Source organism: Coleofasciculus sp. D1-CHI-01, assembly GCF_040218875.1.
Lineage (GTDB): Bacteria > Cyanobacteriota > Cyanobacteriia > Cyanobacteriales > Coleofasciculaceae > Coleofasciculus.
The window spans coordinates 26,580-46,216 of the sequence record NZ_JAVJQP010000078.1 but is presented as its reverse complement, the minus strand read 5'-3'; the positions used below and the strand labels follow the sequence as shown (position 1 = coordinate 46,216).

Below are 19,637 nucleotides of genomic sequence, written 5' to 3'. Positions count from 1 at the left end.
TCATTTTAGTTATAAAACTATACATTATTAATTTATATTTTTTTGCCAAAAAAATTAAAAGCTTATTGTCGTTTACGAGGATAATCTTAAACACGACGTTACCTAGAAATTATTGATTAATTTATTTCTCCCAGTGTCATTACTTTTATTTATCGTTTTGAAACCCTTCTTGATATCTGCTATTATCTATAAGCAGATTTGAGCTTTAAAATTGCGCCATGGAATATTGGAGTCAGCCAATGGGAAAAACCGACATCCATATTTTATTGTATTCCATTATACAATTATCTAGCCGATCTACAGGATAAGTAAAAAATAATGCTGAATAATGTGTCCAGCACAGATTATTATTTCCAAACTGATTTAGACACATTATATCTTGCCATCAATAATTGTTTAGCGACTCGAATCTATCTTCTGGGTGCAATAGACAGACCATTATAAGCTAGACAAGTGGTAATCAGGGTTCAATTTAAACATTTGCCGGACTTTTATATAAACTTTACAAAGTCTTCATTGTCCATTTACAAAGTCTTCATCATTACTTAACTTAATACTCCTGTCTCATTTTCAAATTCTTGATAACTGTAATGTAAACAGTAAGTTAAGCCAGTCAGGGTTCATAAGCGTGCTTACCTTCCCAACAGCGAATGATTGATCTGTGATGCAACCCGTAATCGATAAACAAGTTGTCGTATCTGACCATGTGGTAACCATGGTGTTCACAGACCTAGTTAGTTCCACAGCGGTCAAAAAATATTTAAAGGGAAATGACATCACTACCCGCAATCGCCTCTACTTTGACACGATTCTCAAACCCCATCGCCAGCGTGTTGAAGCGAATTTAGTGGCTTACGGAGGGCGTGTAGTCAAGACCGAAGGTGACGCTTACTTTGTGGTTTTCGCCAATGCGTCTCAAGCAGCTCAGTGGGCAGTGGCGCTGCAAATTAGTCACACCTGTGAACCCATTGACACCCCCCTGGGTCCGTTACAAGTCAAAATTGGCATGCACACCGGGAGTCCCTTACCCGACGGTGATGATTTTATTGGCGAGGAAGTTGACTACGCGGCTCGGGTGTCCTCACTTGCCCATGGGGGACAAATTCTGCTGTCGGAAGTGACAACAGACTTGATTTACGATGGGGGAATTACAGACTTAACCATTATCCCCCGTGGCAATCACTACTTAAAGGGCATTGGCAAAGCGCCGATTTTTGAACTGCTATACCTCAACAAACGGCAACGACAGCGTAAAAAACCCAGATCTTGGAAATCTCGGGGTCTTCAACTGTTGGCAAGTCTAACCGGTGTCGGCGTGGCAATGGGTGTTGGTTTGACAGGTATGCTACAGCCTTTGGAACTGAAGGCGTTTGACCACTTTATGCAAATCCGTCCTCAACCGGAAAGTCCTGACCCACGCCTGCTGATGATTACGATTACAGGGGGTGAGGTTCGAGCACAATCCTCTGCTCAACGGCAAGGGTTATCCTTGTCGAATGCTAAACTGGCTCAACTCCTGGAAAAATTAGCCCAATATCAACCGCGAGTCATTGGTTTAGACCTCTATCGCGATTTTCCAGTAGACCCTCAATATGGTGATTTAGCGAATCGTTTACGGCAAGACAAGCGTTTAATAACCGTCTGTAAGGTGGGAGATACAACTGATAATCCCGGAATTCCGCCTCCTCCAGATATTCCTCCAGACACCTTACCCGAACGAGTTGGATTTAGTGATGTAATGTTAGACCCAGATGGCGTTGTGCGTCGTCATCTTCTGGGTTTAGCGCCTCCTGACCAATCCGAATGTCAAATCAGTAACTCTTTGAGTCTAGTTATGGCTTTGCGTTACTTAGAAGAGGAGGGCATTACGGCTGAGTTGACTCCCAATAATGATTTGCAGATTGGTCAGGTTGTTTTCCCGACCCTAAAAAATAATAGTGGAGGGTATCAGAATATCGATGCCGGGGGCTATCAAATGTTACTGAATTATCGGGCTACGAGTTCAGTAGAAACGATTGCGCGTACCTATACGTTAAAAGAGGTACTTGAGGAAAATAAATTAACGCCTGAATTGGTCAAAGACCGTATCGTGTTTATTGGTACTGTTGATAAGACCTTTCATGATTTTCATGCAACTCCGTACAATAAAAACAACCGACCTGAGACGGCTGGGGTATTTCTGCAAGCCCAGATGACGAGTCAAATTATCAGTGCGGTTAAGGATGAGCGACCTCTTTTGGTGTGGTGGTCTGAGTGGGCTGAATATCTTTGGATTGGGGCTTGGTCTGTTGTGGCGGGTCTAGTCAGTTGGCGTTTCCGGTCCCCTCTGTTGCTGGGCTTGGCAGTCGCTGGAATGCTGAGTGTTCTCTATGGCTGCTCTTATGTGATCTTTATCCAAGGAATTTGGGTGCCGATGATACCATCAAGCATAGCGATCATTGTCACCAGCGGCATGGTTAGTGTGTATTTTGCCCATCCCCGTTTAAAATATTGGATACTCTATTGATACCAAATCCGCCTTTGTCACCCCCTTTATACCTTGGCTGCTATTCCCCACACCCCACACCCCATTTAGCACCTATAAAGGGGGTAGTTAACCCGGATATTGTCATAGACATGGCTCATATTATGCTTGGATCTTTGTCTATAAAACTTTTAAATGACTTTATGGGTCTTTTGGAAGATGGTGGCGAACATTTAGTTATGACTCTCATCGCTTGGTTTGTATTTTTGCTGTTCGATTCCTCCTCAGATCACCCTGTCTCTAAACTCAAGTTTCCTAATGCGGCTACCAAGCCAAGGCGGGACATTGATCTGTGAGAAAGTGTTAGGTGTTTAGTTTTAGGTTGAAGTTGAACAGAAGGAGTAAGCAGGCGTACGATTATGATAGTGTATCGGGGGGCTTGGAGTGACTGAAGCCGAGACAAAAAAACCTAAAACCTCTGTTCAGCTAGAACATCGGTTAAGAAACCAGGTTTCTTTGGGTGAAAGGTTGATATGGCGCTGTCATCTTCACTCCAAACCCGGTTTCTAGGAATACTTGACCGACGCTCTAGCATGTCCCGCCTTAAATTGATAACTAATTACCTAAATAGTGTTCCCTAGCAACGATAGCTGCACTCTTGGGAACACCTACTTTAGTCAGTCGTTTAAGTTAACGGGCTAGGAGGGATTCGAACCCCCGACACCGTGGTCCGTAGCCACGTGCTCTAGTCCACTGAGCTACAAGCCCTAGCTGTGAGTGATTGACTCACCGATTACTTACAATATCACATCTTTATCCAATGACGCAAGACTTTGCCAAAAAAACATCTCTGAGCCATCTAAATTCTCAGGGTCAAGCCCAAATGGTCGATGTTTCCAGCAAACCCGCTACCCGCCGCCAAGCCATCGCAGCGGCTCAAGTGCGGATGCAAACGGCGACATTCCAAGCGATTGAGACAGGCAATGCGCCAAAAGGAGATGTTTTAGCCACCGCCCGACTAGCTGGAATTATGGCAGCCAAGCAGACGGCAAACCTGATCCCGTTGTGTCATCCCTTACCCTTACACCAAGTAGAGATACAAATCCAACCGGATGCTCAATTACCGGGGTATCAGATTCAGGCATCGGTAACAACAAAAGCCGAAACCGGAGTGGAAATGGAAGCTTTGACAGCCGTTTCCGTTACTGCCCTGACGCTGTACGATATGGCAAAAGCATTGGAGAAATCTATTCAAATTGAATCCATCCGCCTGGTGAGTAAGACGGGTGGCAAATCCGGCGAGTATCAATCCCCCAGTTAAGCGATCGCACTGTCGTATCCCCTGTACGCTAATTGGCGCAGGGGATTTACGTGTATTTACGGATGTCTAATCAGCTTCAGAGTATTTAAATTTAAATTTGATCAATTAACTTGTCTGAATTAATCAACAGAGACAGGCAGTTTAGTTAAAGCAATCACTCAATACTAAATGATTTACTGTATAGGCATTATTTACGTAACAATCGCAACTCATTTGTTTATGACTTGGTTTGAGTTGGCTGATGACATGAGGAATTTATCTGAGCAAGAAAAAGTCCTCTCCTGGATTACATTGGTTATTGCGGCTATATTTTGGCCACTTGTGATCCCTATTGCTTACACAAAGCTACTTAAATCTCAAACGTCTAAAAGACTTACTTAAACTTCCATCTTGCACGCCTTCAGGGTAAGCCGATTTTAGCGTAAGGTTACGACTAAGGAAGCCTACACTGTACCTATAGGGTCAGTGTAGTAGAATATCATTCTCTATAGGCTTCCCCTGTTGTTTCAGCTTGTAGTATTGAGGATGAACAGGCTGAGGTAACCAAACTATAAACAGTATGGCAGAACACAAACGGATTGGTATTCTCACCAGTGGTGGGGATTGTGCGGGGTTAAATGCGGTGATTCGAGCGGTGGTTCACCGAGCGGTGGGAACGTACAATTGGGAGGTTTGGGGCATTTATCGCGCCACCCAAGGCTTGATGCAGCGCCCTCCCCAAGCGACTCGCCTCGAACCCAAGCAAGTGGATGCGGCGCTAACTTTGGCGGGAACGATTCTGGGAACGACGAATAAAGGCAACCCATTTGCATTTCCCATGTCTGATGGTACAGTACGCGATCGCTCGGCGGAAATTGCACAAGGGTATCATCAGTTGGGACTCGACGCCCTGATTGGGATTGGTGGTGATGGTAGTTTGGCGATTTTGCGTAAACTGGCGGAAGTTGGGGGGATAAATTTGGTGGGGATTCCCAAAACGATTGATAATGATGTGGGGATTACGGAGCGCTCCATCGGATTTGATACAGCGGTAAATATTGCCACAGAAGCCCTCGACCGTTTACAGTTTACCGCCGCTAGCCATGATCGGGTGATGATCCTGGAAGTTATGGGGCGCGATGCGGGTCATATTGCGATTAGTGCGGGAATTGCAGGCGGTGCTGATATTATTCTAATTCCGGAAATCCCTTATACTCTAGAACGAATCTGCCAGCAAATCCAACAACGCAAACAACAGGGCAATAACTATAGTGTGGCAATTGTCTCCGAAGCCGTTCGCACCGAATCTGGGGAAGTGGTGCAGAATATGCTCAGTTTTGGCGAATGTCGCTATGGTGGAGTTGGTCACTATTTGGCAGAACGAATTAGCGCATGCAGTGGTGCAGAAACACGAGTGACGGTGTTGGGACATACCCAGCGCGGTGGTACACCGTCACCCTTAGATCGTCTCACCGCCTCAGTCTTCGGTGTCGCGGCAGTGGATTTAATCGCAGATCAGGACTACGATAAGATGGTGACCTGGCAAAATCGACAGGTTGTCAGCGTCCCGATTGTAGACGCGATCGGTCAGTATAAAGCGGTGGATTCCCAAGGGACTCTGGTGAAAACCGCCAGAGGTTTAGGAATTTGTCTAGGAGATTAATGCACGTTAGACTCTTGACGTTGTAGCGACAAATACGGCAAATACCAGAAAAGGGACACAAGGCAAAATCAGGCTTTATGTCCCTTACTACGTAAAATTTTTTCTGGTTCAAAGAGCGTTAAATCGGGTTCGCTTTAGCGCTACCACGCATTATTTGCGGTATTGCGGCGAGATCCACCACGATTATTATCCCGGGGTCTGGCTTTATTAACTTTGAGCTGGCGTCCCATCCACTCTGCGCCATCCAATTGGGAAATAGCAGATTCTTCGTGAGCTTCGTCTGTCATCTCGACAAAAGCAAAGCCTCGAACTCGACCTGTTTCCCGATCTGTGGGTAATACGACTCGCTTGACAGTGCCATAATCAGCAAATACTGTTTGTAAGTCGTCTTCGGTAGCTTGGTAAGACAGGTTTCCGATGTAAATGGTCATTTGAAATCGATAAGGCTGAACGAAAGGCTAAAGTTCAGAGCCACAGACGAAAACTCGAAAATGCAAATAGCTTAAAGTCTTGTCTGGTAATCCGTGGTTAGTTTCCAGGGTGATCAACTAGGAATGTAGCTGCCCAACCAAAAATCTCACCAAAGGTAGAACTGAACTTACAGATATCGTTAATGATAACCTAGAAATGGTTTTCTGGTCGGTTATCTAGCTTACCTCGGCTTACTTCGACTTCGCTCAGTAACACGCTCGGTAACACGCTCGGTGTGTCACAGGCAACAGGCAATGGATTTGAGGGTCGTTAACATTTCTTAGTACAAAAGGAAGCCTACCCTGTACCCTTAGGGTCAGTGTAGGAGGATGTCACCAGTGAGAGTGTTATGCCCTCGGAGTTCTATTCAATCGAGATAGATTGAGGTCCGTTCGTCCTGCCATTGTCACTTCCTGTCGGAGTGGTTGTATAGCTTGTGGAACCCGTTTGCTGATCGAGCCAACTTTTAACGGGGTCATCTGAAAGATTGAGTCGAAACACTCCTGAACAAAATCCGCCTAAGAATGCTACAGGCTGTTGGAACAATTCTTTAACGATAGGGGTGAGTTCATCAAGAAACATTGGTTAAATTCTCCTTCGGTCAATCACAAGTTTACTTATGGGTGGAATGGACAAAACCCAACCCTCTATTTGCCAAGACTGACGTTCCTAATTTATAGGCAGAGTGGCATTACCATTATCTTACTCGCCAAAGCACCACAAAAAAGCGAGTAAGGCAACAATCAGGGTTAATGAGGTGAAAGGTTTCAATGAATTTAAGATATCCACCGGAAACAAGACGAGAACCTCTGAAAATAGCCAACTCATAATCAGCAGCAGCGAAATCAATATAATTAAAGGCACAGTACCTCCAGAGCCAAACGAGTGTGGCAGATGCCAAGGTGTCACCTCTTCAACACTATATAAGCGGGAAATCAGATAGAACAAGAGTAGACAGTCTGATCAACTGGTACTCAAGGGGGATAGGGAAAGAAGTTAACAATCAGTGTTTCCAGGAGAGTTAAGGTATGTTACGGCAAAGGGGTTCTCAAGTATTAATAGCCATGGTGATAGCGCTAACGGCTACACCCGTTTTATCCCAGTCAGCCAATTTTGGCACGTTAACCTTATCACCCGGATTTTCCTCGGAGGAGGGAGCGGCGATAGGTACGACAGGGGGTTCATTTTCATTGCCGTCGCTAGTGAACCGCGATCGCGAAAATAATCCTTGTCTAGGTTATGCCGAGGAAACTCCCGATCACATCATAGACTTAGACGCAGATTTTAATCAGCTCCAGATTGCCGTTGATAGTGGCGGTCAAGACACCACATTATTGATTACTGGACCCAATGGCTTTGCCTTGTGCGGTGATGATACGGGCGCAAGCAAAGATGCTAGCGTAACCAGCTCAAACGTTGAGGCAGGAGAGTATCAAGTCTGGGTGGGAACCATCAATCCCAATCAAGCCTGGAACTATACCCTGACTGTGCGAGAGTAGCCAAGAACGATAAGATAGTCAATGAGTTGTTTACGTTTGTTTCTCTTAACTCGCTTGTGCTATCCACGTTTTTAGCTGACTTCCGCATCATCTTTGATCGCGACCCCGCTGCTCGCAACTGGCTCGAGGTTTTATTATGCTACCCCGGTCTACAGGCACTCCTGTTTCACCGCCTCTGCCATTGGTTGCATACTATCGGGATTCCGTTCATCCCTCGTTTTATTTCTCAGTTTTCTCGCAGCTTGACGGGTATTGAGATCCATCCCGGCGCCCAAATTGGTCAAGGTGTCTTCATTGATCATGGCATGGGTGTTGTCATTGGTGAGACGGCAATTGTGGGCGATTACTGTCTTATTTATCAAGGCGTCACCCTAGGGGGTACAGGGAAAGAATGTGGCAAACGCCATCCCACCTTAGGAGAAAATGTTGTCGTTGGTGCGGGTGCCAAGGTTCTCGGTAACATTCAAATTGGCAACAATGTCCGCATTGGTGCAGGTTCAGTCGTTTTGCGAGATGTTCCGTCTGACTGTACAGTTGTCGGTATTCCAGGTCGCATCGTTTATCGTTCTGGAGTGCGCGTTAATCCCCTAGAGCATGGTAGTTTGCCCGATTCGGAAGCCACTGTGATTCGATCATTAGTGGATCGGATTGAAATCCTGGAACAAAAGTTGGCAGAGTTAAGCGAAAAGCCGTCATCGACACCTGTGCAAAATTGGCGCGATTTGAATTCTGATCGGGTTCCGATGGTTAAGGCGGATAGCTGCCAACTTCGAGATAAAGCGATTCAGCAATTTTTGGATGGAGCTGGAATTTAAGAGTTTTACCGGAATTCACATCTTAGCCGAGGACAAAGGGTCAAGAACTCACCGTCAACCCTAACGGGTATGACGGGAGCTTGAAAAAGCTCGCTCCTTGACCAGACTCAGTTCGCAATAACTACGTTATTCAGTTCATGAAACCTACAGATACGTGCCAGTTTGTAGCTCTTTCGTACAGTTTTAAACAGGCGTAATGAGTTAAGCCAGTGAGCTTGTTGTTCAATCCTGTAAGGGGCGAGTAACAAATGCCTATTGCTTAGGGGGATTAAACCTCTCAAGGTGGCGGCAAAAGGACACGGAACAAGACAACGTTGCCGACCTGATCAATACGGTTTTCCCAAAGCTCATGCTCCAAAAGCTAAGTTTTTTCAGGGGTTTCAAACAGGCGACGTTGTTAAAGCAGACGTTCCAAAAGGTAAGTTTGTAGGTCAGTACGTTGGTCGAATTGCTATTCGATTTAGACCAAGCTTTATTCTGCAACTACCCGCTCAAAAGTTTGATGTACATCCCAAATACCTGAAAACTATTCACAAGGCTGACGGCTATGAATATCAATTCTGAAACAGAGGATTCACTTTCGCTCAATTGTTTATTTGGCGGCAATTCCCCTGCCGCTAACCAAGCGCGGGTATAACGGGAGTCCTCTTGCCGCATCCAAGATGGAGGATGGAGGAGGGAACCAGGATATTCTAATGCTTCATCCTTCATGCTGCATTAAGCTGATGTGCTTTTTAATTGGATATTCTATTCCCTGTTCCCTTTGACTAGTACATGCGACTCAGGACGTAATCAGTTAGCTCGACTAAAGCTGTCGTAGCGGGTGAGGGTTTCAAGGGCGTCAGATTGTCTAAGGCGAGACGAGCATGGTAAGCCGCCAGTTCACGCGATCGCTCAATACCCCCACTCTCCATCACTAATGCCAAGGCTTGATTAATGTCATCCGGTTGGGCAAACTCTCGCTCAATCAAGACCTCTAGGTAGGGTTTTTCTTCCATAGCATATAAGACAGGGGCAGTTAGATTTCCGCTAATCAAATCAGAACCCGCCGGCTTGCCCAACACCTCTGTGGATGCGGTGAAATCGAGGATATCATCAACAATCTGGAAGGCTAAACCTAGATGATTTCCATAGCGATACAGATTTTCAGCTACCTCGGCTGAGACGCCACTCAAAAGTCCGGCTGACTTGGAACTGTTGGCAATCAGGGATGCTGTTTTCTTGTAGGTCTTTTCTAGATAGGTATCAATGGTGGTACTCGCTTCAAATCGCGTCAGTCCCTGCTGAATTTCTCCCTCCGCCATATCCTTAATCACTTGGGAGAGTAACTTGACCACCTCTAAGTTGTTGAGATTAGCCAGATACCAAGCCGATTGACCAAACAAAAAATCTCCAGCTAGTACGGCAACACGGTTATTGAACATATTATTAACCGTGGGGACATTACGACGGACTGATGATTCATCTACGACATCATCGTGAACCAGAGAAGCGGTATGAATCATTTCGGTAATTTCCGCTAGACGTCGATGACGGGGGGTAATATCCGAATCCAGCACCGTCGCTCGCGCAATCAATAGGACAATGGCTGGTCTTACCCGCTTGCCCCCAGCCCCAAATAGGTGTTCTGCTGCGGCATAGAGGATGGGGTGACGGGCACCCACTAGGTTCTTTAAGTTCTCGGTCAGCAGATAGAGGTCTGCTTCAACAGGGGCAAAAAGGGAAGTCACTGAGGTCATGGATTGGGCGACTCAGAAATTAGGTTACGAAAGTTTACATATTCTTTCCTTAATTTTAAGCGAAGCGTCCCAAGTAGGGAAATCTGTTTGACCAATAACCTGATGGGGGGGACTCCCTGGAATTGTATCGACTTATTAAGTTGATAAGAAAATTCCTAGAAATTGCTGGAACTCTTATGTTAAGCTAAATATTAAGGATTTCAAAAGATTAATCGACCGATTGACTCCGAGATGGTAGGGACAACTAGCTTCCTTACCTTTAGGTTAAGGTGCCGTTAGGTAGGCAGAGATAGCCTCAAGGTTTTGGATGACGGCTGGGTAGTTTAACTAAGTGTCGTCCTCTATTTTACATAAACAGGAGCTTTCCGGTAGGAAACCTGTCAAGCTTCATCCAACTGAGTTGGAGAAAGGCTTGTACACATCACTGTCAGTAGTAGTGAAGCAACCGAAAAGCTGGGGAAGTTTTCCCCGGGGTTCATGGTGCTAGGGTTTATTGCTCCCTGGTTAGCTAGTACCGTTGCCTCAGCTTCTATGAAATCTTACATAACTTTGCTGTTCGTTCATACTATGATTTACACTGATATGCCTTTGATTATTCCTGTTCTGGCAACTGTTTATTTGGTCGCGATTTACTTGCTGTTAATGGTAGCTCAACGCACAAAAAAGAGTTCGCAATACCTAGCTAACTCTCTGACCGACGTTTATGCTACTTCAGTAGGTCTGACACAAAACACTACATCTTCAAGGGATGAAGTAGAACAATCGCCAGCTTCAACGGTTCAAGAGGTGAGTAGTCCACCACTGACTTAAATATACCACTCTACTCTACAGAGGTCAGACCTGATAAGGGGGGAGATGTTGATATCCACCAGAGAACTGGTGAAAACGTTTGACTCTGGACGTTAGCGTTTAGCCCAGTCTCTCTAACCCCCAATTCAACTAATTCTTATTATTATTTATGATCATCTCAGGGGACTTGTCGGACGTTCTAGGTTGAAGGAACACCCTTGAAGAAATTCTCGACCAAGACTTGCGCTTAAGGTACGATGTCGTTTAATTTAGGTTGTTTGCCGATAAGAACGCCTGTGGTTGCATGACTTCAGATTCTGACCAACTATTATTTATGTCAACGGTTGCCGAGAGCGACATGGCAATGGATTGCCAGTCTCAAGTCCGCCTGAAACAGACCGAGGAAGGGCTACAGCTTATCTTGCCCTCAGTGGAAGATATGTCCGATGCCAGTTGGGCTGATTTGTGGCAGCAGTTTAAGCATCGCTGTCATGGAAGCGATCGCTTTTGGCAAGTGCCGGGTACGGTACATCTGATGGCAGGTGACCAATTATTGGATGGACTGAAGTTACAAGCGATCGCGGATGTATTGAACGACGTTGGGCTGCGAATCTCACGGGTGTACACCAGCCGACGCCAAACAGCCGTTGCTGCGGCGACAGCCGGGTATTGTGTCGAGCAACAATCGGCTACCTATTCTCTCCATCAAACCCCTGAACTCTCTCAGGAGTTAACCGAACCCCTATACTTACAAATGACCGTGCGATCGGGTGTAGAAATTCGACATCCTGGTACTATTGTTATACTGGGAGACCTAAATCCGGGTGGTACAGTGATTGCAGCCGGAGACATCTTCATCTGGGGGCGTCTACGCGGGGTAGCTCATGCGGGAGCTGATGGCAATCGTTCCTGTCGGATTATGGCTCTGAAAATGGAACCCACCCAACTCCGAATTGCGGATGCTGTGGCTAGGGCACCGGAGACGCCACCGATTGAGTTTTACCCAGAAGTGGCGTATGTCACACCCCAAGGTATTCGTATTGCTAGAGCTGCTGATTTTGCTAAGACCCAGTTATTGTTAAATTCATGAGTCGTATTATAGTGATCACCTCTGGCAAAGGAGGGGTGGGTAAAACAACGGTTACGGCGAATTTAGGCGCGGCGATCGCGAAATTAGGTCGTCAGGTGGCACTCATTGACGCCGATTTTGGATTGAGAAACTTAGATTTGCTCCTGGGGCTAGAAAATCGGGTGGTTTATACCGCCATTGAAGTATTCGCAGGGCAATGTCGCTTAGAACAGGCGTTGGTTAAAGACAAGCGTCAAGAGGGATTGGTACTGCTTCCGGCTGCCCAAAGCCGGAACAAGGAAGCGGTTAGCCCTGAGCAAATGAAAAAACTCATCGCTGTGCTATCTCAGAAGTATGAGTACATCTTGGTTGACTCTCCAGCCGGAATCGAAATGGGATTCCGTAACGCGATCATTGCGGCGTCGGAGGCGTTAATCGTGACGACGCCAGAAATTGCGGCGGTGCGAGATGCTGATCGCGTCGTGGGTTTACTGGAAGCTCAAGGCATAAAGCGCATCTTCCTGATTGTCAATCGTCTGAAACCCGCCATGGTGCAAGCGGATCAAATGATGTCTGTGCAAGACGTCCAAGAGATTCTGGCAATTCCCTTAATTGGCGTGATTCCTGATGATGAGCGCGTGATTGTTTCCAGTAACCGGGGCGAACCCTTAGCCCTGGCGGAAAATCTCACGCTTCCCGGTATTGCTATTCACAATATTGCTCGGCGTTTGGAAGGCGATAAAGTTCCCTTCCTGGATTTGATGGCAGAACATGACACCTTGATTAATCGTATCCGTCGCATGTTCCGCAGTTGAAGTATTGAAATTTTGAGTGTTGATAATCAATTAACCCAACTCATCACTCCCCACTCCTCACTCACCACGGATGCAAAACCCCATGATTAGCGAACTTCTAGAACGACTTTTTCCCTGGACAAGTGCCAGTAACAGTCGAGCGGAAGTAAAACGCCGCCTACAACTGGTTATTGCCCACGATCGCGCCGATCTCAGTCCCCAGATGATTGAGTCAATGCGTTCCGAAATCCTAGAAGTAGTGTCTCGTTATGTGGAGATTGATCAAGAGGGTTTGGAGTTTACCCTAGAGAGTAACCAACGGGCAACAGCGTTAATTGCCAATCTTCCTATCCGCAGAGTTAAGGAAGAAGAACCCCCCTTACCGTCGGTTGATTAAAGAAAATCCCTTTTTGCCCTGTTGAAAAGGAAGTCACGGCTATACAAACAAAGTCTGAGACTATCAACTTACAATGTAACTCTAGGTCACTGAAAATGTTACAGACACCCCCTAAACCATTGACTCTGGCAGAGTTTATCAAGCTACCCGAAACCAAGCCAGCCAGCGAGTATATTGACGGTCAAATTATCCAAAAACCGATGCCACAGGGAGAACATAGTACCATTCAAGGGGAACTTATTATTTCAATTAATGCTACCGTTAAGCCTAAAAAAATTGCCCGCGCTTTCCCCGAACTGCGATGTACATTTGGCGGGAAATCAATTGTGTCAATTGTGCCAGATGTAGCCATATTTACCTGGGAAAGAATTCCTCGCCAGGAAAATGGTCGTATCGCCAATGTATTTGAAATCGCACCCGATTGGATCATTGAAATCCTATCACCTGATCAAAGTGCCACGAAAGTCATTAAAAAGATTCTGCGGAGTCTTCAGTTTGAAACCAAAATGGGTTGGCTGATTGATCCAGATGAACAGACGGTATTTGCCTATTTACCACAGCAACAACCCCAAGTATTTGACCAACCCCACGATTTGCTTCCGGTTCCTACTTTTGCCAGTGAATTTCAACTCACGTTAGGCGACCTATTTGCTTGGTTACTAGAATAATAATATATGAAAGTTTGTCGTCAATATTTGCCTCGCTTATGGCACTAAAGTGCCTACTACGAACCTTTATGTCACGTCCTGAATTAACTTTTCCAAATAAGTTTGAGCTTCATCAGGCGACATCAGCAACGCCTCACCCTGACGCAGAATTTCATATTTACCCCTATGATAACCATGACCTGCAATTAGCCCCAACTGAACCGCTTGATTCCCCAATTGGGTCAACTTGTTAATACTAATTGAATCCAACTCTTGATTAAGTTTTTGTCTGATAAAATCTTCGTTCATCGTCTTTTCCAGAATAAAGGATAACCAACAGGGACAAATTTAGGATGTCAAAACCAATGAACAATTAACCATGAACAATCAACCCTTTAAATCGATATTCTCGGACCCACATACTGATTAAACGTCGGACTATCGGGTTCAGTATCCACAATCAACGGACTCTCTGCACCATCAACCAACAAACGAACTAAATAGCGTCCTCCTTTCATCCGTTCCACCGGGAAAGACACCCAAATTACATCTGTCTGGCGAGGTGAGGCTTCAAACAAATAAGCCGCTGGTTGATTCGTGTCAATTTCATTCAGGGCTAACAAAACGCGCTGCTTTTTGCCTACGGTTAAATTTGATCGTACTCGTATTTCCGCAGACCGCAAATCTTCATCATCAACTTCTTTTTTGGATACCGTGGTTTTGGTAATCGTGGGACGAATCACCAACGGAGATACATTCGACTGAATACTAGAAACAAAGGTTTGCGGCTGATTAACCGTTTGCATCTGACCCCCATTCCCGCTTGCCCCATTACCATTACTAGATGTAGGTGGCATCACTTTGGCAAGACGATGCACCACTTGGAGACTATGCATTCCCGCCTGTAACGAATCAGTGGGTATAGAGGACAGGGGTAATACAATTTGGGTATCGGTAATTTCACTGGGGGTAACTTCCATTTCCCCAATCCAAACTTGGGTGATATCGCTTTTTAAATGGTTTCCTTGAATTAAGACAGTACTGTCAGCTAATATGGGTTCCAATCGTCCAGCTTGAGAAATGATCCGATCAATTTTCGGTTGATTGGTAAAGGGAACGATTCCATCTAAGGAACGAGCGCGTACTGGCAAAGGTCTACTGCCTGTATCTTGCCCTTCGAGCATAATTACCCTAGCCCGATACGCCACCGATAACAAGTAAGTGGTTTGAAAAAAAGCTGACCAGGCTTTGGATAAATCTTCTAGGGACAAATCGAGGGGCCACAGGGAGATTTCTTGGATCTGATCGGGTAAGTCAGACTCTAATAAATAAGAATAAGTAGAATCATGGAGAGTCCGCTCAATCCTCTCTTTTTTCAGAGTACGCCAGTCGTTAAGTCCACCCATCACACTACCCATCAACCGTTGCGGTTGTAAGTCGTTGTCATTGCCGTAGAAACTGATCATGTAATGTAAGTCTAGGGCAGTTTGCGATCGCTTAGCACCTGGGTTTCTCCGACTGCGGGCTTGTACTTCAGCCTGTTGACGCCACGCATGGTTAATCTGAACCTGGTAGAGAAAGACATTCACACCCACTTGGGGAGTCGCTGTTCCCACTTCATTAGGTCGTAGTGTGGTCACCGTTGCCCCACTAATATCGTCCTGAATCGACGTCTGTACGATTCGTTGTAGAGTGGCGGTTACGGTAGCAATGGCTAGAGAATTACTCATTACGATGACTCATAGGTTTCCACGGTTGACGATTGACAGTTGATAGTTAAGCTGCCATGACACGCTTGAAACAATTGACCTGACCCACAGGGACAGGGGCGAGTGCTAACACCTTGAGCAAATAGGGGATTAAATGAAGGTAGATCATCAAAATAATCGGCTGGTGGTTCAGTATCTACAAGCACTTGAGCTTGGTCTAACTCAGGGATAGACTCAATCAACTGTGACCCTATTTTTACCTGAACAGCGGATTCTGACAAGGGGAAAGCAAAGTGATAGTCCTTTTGTAATCCTTGGATTCGTTCCAGGATTTCCGGCAAATGAAGCGGGGAACCATTCGTCGCCAGTACAACGGTATTCCCCACCTCTAAGGGACAAAGATAAACCTGGGCAAATACGGCTTGAATGGTTTTTACTTTGTCAGCATAGAACCGTTCTCGTTGAAACAAGTTAACCGCCAAAACCCCATCTTCAGACAAGTGTTCTTGGCAGAGTTGATAAAATTCTTGAGTGGCTAACCGATAGGGTGTGTAACCGTTACCGATAATCGTGTCGGTGAAAATGATATCGTAACGAACATCAGGGTCTTGGTTGGCGAGATAGTCTCGTCCATCTTGTAGGATAACCTTAAGACGTTGATCAAACGGGACACCAAAAAAGTCTTTGGCAATCTCAATTAAAAGGGGTTCAATTTCCGTACATTCAATCTGAACCTGGGGAAAGTAGTGATGTAACACCGCCGGAATTCGACCCCCAGCAAATCCAGCGCAATAGACTCGTTTGGGTTTAGGTTGCCAAACTAAGCTGAGTAGCATGGCTTGGCTGTAGGGGGAGATTAAGTTAAGCGGATTCTTAAAATCAAGCTGAGATTGGACAAAATCTGAGGTTAAATAATCCCGGTCAATTAAGGCGACTCGGATTATAGATTGGCTTTTTTCCACCATGACAAAGTGAACCCCGGATGGCTTGAAAAGTAGACATCCGTCGGGTTGAGCCTGTAGCCAATCTAGTCGTTTGTCATTCGTCATTTGTCATTTGTCATTCGTCATACTAATACCAAGTTGCAGTCTAAGGTAGATTTGTCATGCTGAGCGGAACGCAGTGAAACGGAGTGTAGCGAAGAATCTGGACAGATGCTTCGCTTCGCTCTCCAATGACATGATAGAACGTAACTCGGTATAAATCCGGGGAACGCTACCCCGTTATAACCCAGTCCGCGCAGGCGGACTTTGTTTGTGTAGCAGCGATTTCAATCGCCTCCTCTTGCTTTTTTGGTGAATCTGTGGATTTCTGTAACCCAGCGCAGCCGTTCTTCATGTTCTAAGTTTAAAATATCATCTAATGACCAGTGAAAGTAAAAAGCAATTAAGGCTACCTCTTGGTATAAACGATCCAAGGGGTAGCCTAATATTCCCCCGATCGCGCCATTCCTCCCTGATACTGATTGATGTGATTGAAAAAGTTCTGTAAGTAGATCAAGTCTACTAAGAAAATTTGTTCTAGTAGCTTTGGTGTAACCGGAGAAAGGTTGCCGAGACGGGTGATAACTCTAGACAAAATAACCAAAATGCGGTAGTAGGGTTCTTGCAGCACGCGGCTATCTTTGTGAACTACAATCTCATCTTTCCCGGTGACTAGACGCATTATCCCATGCCGATGAATACCACCATTGGTATCAACAAAACCTTTGGGTAGAGTAAATTCAAAATAGGTATAGTCCATAGTTATTGGTTATTTGTCCTTTGTCATTTGTCTTATGTCATTTGTCTTATGTCTTTTTACCGGATTCTTTTACTCCCCTCTCCCAATTCCCCCCTTTCAAAGGGGGGTTAGGGGGGATGGAGAGGGGCTGGGGATGAGGGGTTGAGCTTAAGTTGACACGGATGCCCACTGCATCACATCAACAACTCTAGAAACAGGGCGGGTTTAGTCACATCAAGGTGCAACCGAAAAGATAGTGGTAAAACCCGCCCCTACAGAGGATCGGATCGCCCTTTACTAAACCTTCTGTGTCACAACGTGTTTCTTGAGATTTATATGTAATAACCAATAATTTTATATCACTCAGAATCCGATGAACTTGATACAGATTGTCTTGACAAACTAGAACTTTGTTCGACTTGGTTATCCGGCTCTAATTCGTTAATTTGCCGATAAAATTGTTGCAAATAATTGAGATCACAGGCAAATAAATTTTCAATTACTGTGGGAGTCACTTCATCTAATGCCCCCAAACGCAAAATCACGCGCGATAAAATAATCACAGTGGCATACGCAGGATTAGACTTCACGCGCGGATCACGCATGGGAACGATTTCGTCAATCGCCCGCGCTAATCGCATTACACCTTTGCGGTGTAAGTTGCCCTCCCCATCCAGATATCCTTTGGGAAGATCAAATTCAAACTCGGTTTGAATCATGTCCCTGGTTTAATCCGTCTTAACTGTTCAACTGTCACCTCGACTTCTTCGATTTGATACTCATCTCCTCTGACATTTAAATCAGAAATTTGGTAGCTAACGGGCCACGCGCCTTTGAATTCAAATCGAAACTGCTCTGTGGATGAGGTATCATAGATGACTAATGCACCATTCCGCCGTTGATCTTCCCAATCCGCGCCTTCCTGTACGGAATTCAGCCAATTCCACAGCGTCATGGAAATATTTAAACCTCGTTTCAAGGTTAGATTGGTGTAGGTCATATTACCCGGAACCTTAGTGCGAACTACTCGCCCTCTAGCGTTCCCACTTTTTCCCCACTTTTGCGGCGTTACCTCGCAGACTTCAACAATGTCCTGGGTTGCTTTAAAGCCCTTACATTCCTCAAACAAACCATCTACAGCGTCATTACTCCCATCTAAGATTAACTCTAAATAAAAGCGCGATCGCGTCAGAATTTCAACTTCTGCCATTGTTCACCTCCTTTGCCTTTTATGTTATCCGGCAATGGACAAAACACTGCCCGGTGTTTTCCAAAGAAACACCCAGGCAGCCTATTAAACAAACTAGATTACCAATGGAGGCAATACTCACATTACACGTCTGCCCGTACCATTTTCGTGAACCGAATCTCCATCGTATCTTTCGCCAGTTCTCCCGGCTTACCGACATCTAATTGACTGGTTTGGGTCAGATTACTAGGGAAACAATCAATGAAATCGTACTGACACCCAATATTGTCATTCATATCATAAATGAAGAGTGAAGCCGTTTTACGATTTTTCCTCGACTCTGTAGCACCGCCTGAGAACGAGGTGGCGTGGCATTTCTTATACCAATCGGTTATTTTCTGTTGATCCGCCTCGTTACCTGCCACATATTCAAGTTTCAGACCCGAACCATACTCGACTGCACCAGGGGTTGCTTGAGTTTGGGTTTTTCCCCCTCTTCCACAACCAATTGCTCCGCTACCTGCTGCCACTTTCATTTCAATCGGAGGAATTGTACATTTTTCGATGACTAACTCCATACCATCACAGTCAAAGTAGAAAGCTGCGTTAGTGTTATATTCAATATCCGCCATGGTTCAACTCCCAGATCATTCAGTTAATTAGATTTAATTAGATTGCTGCTGATAATCAAATATCCCAGATGTTTTACATCACGCGGGTGCAATTTTCGCACACTACCGTCCAGGTTTCTTTCAGATAATCTTTGCCGTTGACATCTAATTCAGCAATGCTCATTTTCGAGATCCACGCTTCCTTGAAGTCCCATTGAGCTACAACCTCATCAGCATTATTGTAGGCAAAGATACTTCCTGTTTTTTTGCTATCTGCCCATTTGCCCTCACCACCATCGGAGGGAGGCAGACAAGCTTTGAACCATTTCCACATGGTTACGCTGGCGCTGGTGGGACTTGGGCTAGAAATGCATACCGCCTCAAAGGTAACGACTTCCTCAAAGCCAGCCGAGTTAATCTGCCGCTCGGATTTCCCACCTTTCATGGCACCAACCACGGCAGCTTCACCCGCTAGTTTCGGCTTGTGCTCAGGCACTTTCACACTAAAAAACGAAAGTTCACCCATGCCATCAATATCTAAGGAAAAACTACTAGGGGCAAGGGCTTTTACTAAATCAGCCATATCTTTATCTCCTTACAGTCACTTGTCAACGTTTTGTTTTGATCCGTTGCCGATACAGAGCTTAACAAATTGACACAACCATCAAGCCATAATCAGACATTTTAACAGTTAGAGACTTCTGTTATAGCATGAATTTTCGCTCAGAGCGATTACAAAATGTCAAGGTCTGTGAGTTG

General features: G+C 45.4%; 22 protein-coding genes, 1 tRNA gene and 1 pseudogene. 10 read left to right on the top strand and 14 right to left on the bottom strand.

Features of this window, described 5'->3' with window-relative positions; genetic code table 11:
* The first annotated feature begins 664 nt into the window (after positions 1-664).
* Entirely contained in the window at positions 665-2,506 is a 1,842-nt protein-coding gene (locus RIB93_RS14445; protein ID WP_446373449.1) for a CHASE2 domain-containing protein, read from the top strand.
* A gap of 652 nt (positions 2,507-3,158) precedes the next feature.
* On the opposite strand, the gene RIB93_RS14440 is transcribed toward RIB93_RS14445, so the two are convergent.
* Positions 3,159-3,232 (bottom strand) — tRNA-Arg (locus RIB93_RS14440).
* Between the two features lie 52 nt (positions 3,233-3,284).
* Here RIB93_RS14440 and moaC point away from each other — a divergent pair.
* On the top strand, positions 3,285-3,785 hold the full coding sequence (gene moaC / locus RIB93_RS14435) for a cyclic pyranopterin monophosphate synthase MoaC (RefSeq protein ID WP_446373448.1): 501 nt from the start codon (positions 3,285-3,287) through the stop codon (positions 3,783-3,785).
* 559 nt (positions 3,786-4,344) lie between these two features.
* Complete coding sequence (locus RIB93_RS14430) at positions 4,345-5,427, top strand: ATP-dependent 6-phosphofructokinase (protein WP_446373447.1); 1,083 nt, start codon at positions 4,345-4,347, stop codon at positions 5,425-5,427.
* A 140-nt stretch (positions 5,428-5,567) separates the two neighbouring features.
* Here the strand turns inward: RIB93_RS14430 and RIB93_RS14425 are convergent, their stop codons facing one another.
* The 3 genes from RIB93_RS14425 to RIB93_RS14415 all read right to left on the bottom strand — a co-directional run bounded on the left by RIB93_RS14425 (position 5,568) and on the right by RIB93_RS14415 (position 6,846).
* Positions 5,568-5,858 carry an RNA recognition motif domain-containing protein gene (locus tag RIB93_RS14425; RefSeq protein WP_446373446.1) on the bottom strand — a complete coding sequence of 97 codons (291 nt, stop codon included), beginning with the start codon at positions 5,856-5,858 and terminating at the stop codon, positions 5,568-5,570.
* A 403-nt stretch (positions 5,859-6,261) separates the two neighbouring features.
* Positions 6,262-6,480, bottom strand: a complete 219-nt coding sequence (locus RIB93_RS14420) for a hypothetical protein (RefSeq protein WP_446373445.1) — start codon at positions 6,478-6,480, stop codon at positions 6,262-6,264.
* Between the two features lie 120 nt (positions 6,481-6,600).
* The gene (locus RIB93_RS14415) at positions 6,601-6,846 is read right to left on the bottom strand and encodes a hypothetical protein (RefSeq protein ID WP_446373444.1); all 246 of its coding nucleotides are present in this window, start codon (positions 6,844-6,846) and stop codon (positions 6,601-6,603) included.
* 80 nt (positions 6,847-6,926) lie between these two features.
* Between RIB93_RS14415 and RIB93_RS14410 the strand changes: the two genes are divergently transcribed.
* The 3 genes and pseudogenes from RIB93_RS14410 to RIB93_RS14400 form a co-directional block, all read left to right on the top strand.
* On the top strand, positions 6,927-7,397 hold the full coding sequence (locus RIB93_RS14410; RefSeq protein WP_446373443.1) for a hypothetical protein: 471 nt from the start codon (positions 6,927-6,929) through the stop codon (positions 7,395-7,397).
* A 56-nt stretch (positions 7,398-7,453) separates the two neighbouring features.
* A complete protein-coding gene (cysE, locus tag RIB93_RS14405; protein WP_446373442.1) occupies positions 7,454-8,212 on the top strand; it encodes a serine O-acetyltransferase in 759 nt (252 codons plus the stop codon).
* Between the two features lie 252 nt (positions 8,213-8,464).
* Positions 8,465-8,776, top strand: a pseudogene (locus RIB93_RS14400) (RNA-guided endonuclease IscB); the annotation flags it as partial.
* Between the two features lie 203 nt (positions 8,777-8,979).
* Here RIB93_RS14400 and sds read toward each other — a convergent pair.
* Positions 8,980-9,951 carry a solanesyl diphosphate synthase gene (gene sds, locus RIB93_RS14395; RefSeq protein ID WP_446373441.1) on the bottom strand — a complete coding sequence of 324 codons (972 nt, stop codon included), beginning with the start codon at positions 9,949-9,951 and terminating at the stop codon, positions 8,980-8,982.
* Between the two features lie 1,093 nt (positions 9,952-11,044).
* Here sds and minC point away from each other — a divergent pair.
* The 4 genes from minC (at position 11,045) to RIB93_RS14375 (ending at position 13,668) form a co-directional block, all read left to right on the top strand.
* Positions 11,045-11,830 carry a septum site-determining protein MinC gene (minC, locus tag RIB93_RS14390; protein WP_446373440.1) on the top strand — a complete coding sequence of 262 codons (786 nt, stop codon included), beginning with the start codon at positions 11,045-11,047 and terminating at the stop codon, positions 11,828-11,830.
* On the top strand, positions 11,827-12,624 hold the full coding sequence (gene minD, locus RIB93_RS14385; RefSeq protein ID WP_446373439.1) for a septum site-determining protein MinD: 798 nt from the start codon (positions 11,827-11,829) through the stop codon (positions 12,622-12,624). Before minC ends, minD begins: the two co-directional genes overlap by 4 nt.
* 82 nt (positions 12,625-12,706) lie before the next feature.
* On the top strand, positions 12,707-13,000 hold the full coding sequence (gene minE, locus RIB93_RS14380; RefSeq protein WP_006103004.1) for a cell division topological specificity factor MinE: 294 nt from the start codon (positions 12,707-12,709) through the stop codon (positions 12,998-13,000).
* 95 nt (positions 13,001-13,095) lie between these two features.
* Positions 13,096-13,668 (top strand): Uma2 family endonuclease, encoded by a 573-nt coding sequence (locus RIB93_RS14375; RefSeq protein ID WP_446373438.1) that lies wholly within the window; start codon positions 13,096-13,098, stop codon positions 13,666-13,668.
* A 66-nt stretch (positions 13,669-13,734) separates the two neighbouring features.
* Here the strand turns inward: RIB93_RS14375 and RIB93_RS14370 are convergent, their stop codons facing one another.
* The 9 genes from RIB93_RS14370 to RIB93_RS14330 all read right to left on the bottom strand — a co-directional run bounded on the left by RIB93_RS14370 (position 13,735) and on the right by RIB93_RS14330 (position 19,461).
* Positions 13,735-13,956, bottom strand: coding sequence for a hypothetical protein (locus RIB93_RS14370; RefSeq protein WP_446373437.1), 222 nt, complete (start codon positions 13,954-13,956; stop codon positions 13,735-13,737).
* 86 nt (positions 13,957-14,042) lie between these two features.
* Positions 14,043-15,377 (bottom strand): DUF4255 domain-containing protein, encoded by a 1,335-nt coding sequence (locus RIB93_RS14365; protein WP_446373436.1) that lies wholly within the window; start codon positions 15,375-15,377, stop codon positions 14,043-14,045.
* Positions 15,377-16,405 carry a fused MFS/spermidine synthase gene (locus RIB93_RS14360; RefSeq protein WP_446373435.1) on the bottom strand — a complete coding sequence of 343 codons (1,029 nt, stop codon included), beginning with the start codon at positions 16,403-16,405 and terminating at the stop codon, positions 15,377-15,379. The genes RIB93_RS14365 and RIB93_RS14360 overlap by 1 nt, the downstream gene beginning before the upstream one ends.
* 221 nt (positions 16,406-16,626) lie before the next feature.
* Positions 16,627-16,773 carry a DUF6760 family protein gene (locus tag RIB93_RS14355; protein ID WP_446373434.1) on the bottom strand — a complete coding sequence of 49 codons (147 nt, stop codon included), beginning with the start codon at positions 16,771-16,773 and terminating at the stop codon, positions 16,627-16,629.
* 8 nt (positions 16,774-16,781) lie between these two features.
* On the bottom strand, positions 16,782-17,099 hold the full coding sequence (locus tag RIB93_RS14350) for a hypothetical protein (RefSeq protein WP_446373433.1): 318 nt from the start codon (positions 17,097-17,099) through the stop codon (positions 16,782-16,784).
* 338 nt (positions 17,100-17,437) lie between these two features.
* Complete coding sequence (locus tag RIB93_RS14345) at positions 17,438-17,797, bottom strand: hypothetical protein (RefSeq protein ID WP_446373432.1); 360 nt, start codon at positions 17,795-17,797, stop codon at positions 17,438-17,440.
* A complete protein-coding gene (locus tag RIB93_RS14340) occupies positions 17,794-18,288 on the bottom strand; it encodes a phage tail protein (protein WP_446373431.1) in 495 nt (164 codons plus the stop codon). Before RIB93_RS14340 ends, RIB93_RS14345 begins: the two co-directional genes overlap by 4 nt.
* Positions 18,289-18,410: 122 nt before the next feature.
* Positions 18,411-18,899, bottom strand: a complete 489-nt coding sequence (locus RIB93_RS14335; protein WP_446373430.1) for a phage tail protein — start codon at positions 18,897-18,899, stop codon at positions 18,411-18,413.
* 73 nt (positions 18,900-18,972) lie between these two features.
* Entirely contained in the window at positions 18,973-19,461 is a 489-nt protein-coding gene (locus RIB93_RS14330) for a phage tail protein (RefSeq protein WP_446373429.1), read from the bottom strand.
* Positions 19,462-19,637: the final 176 nt, after the last annotated feature.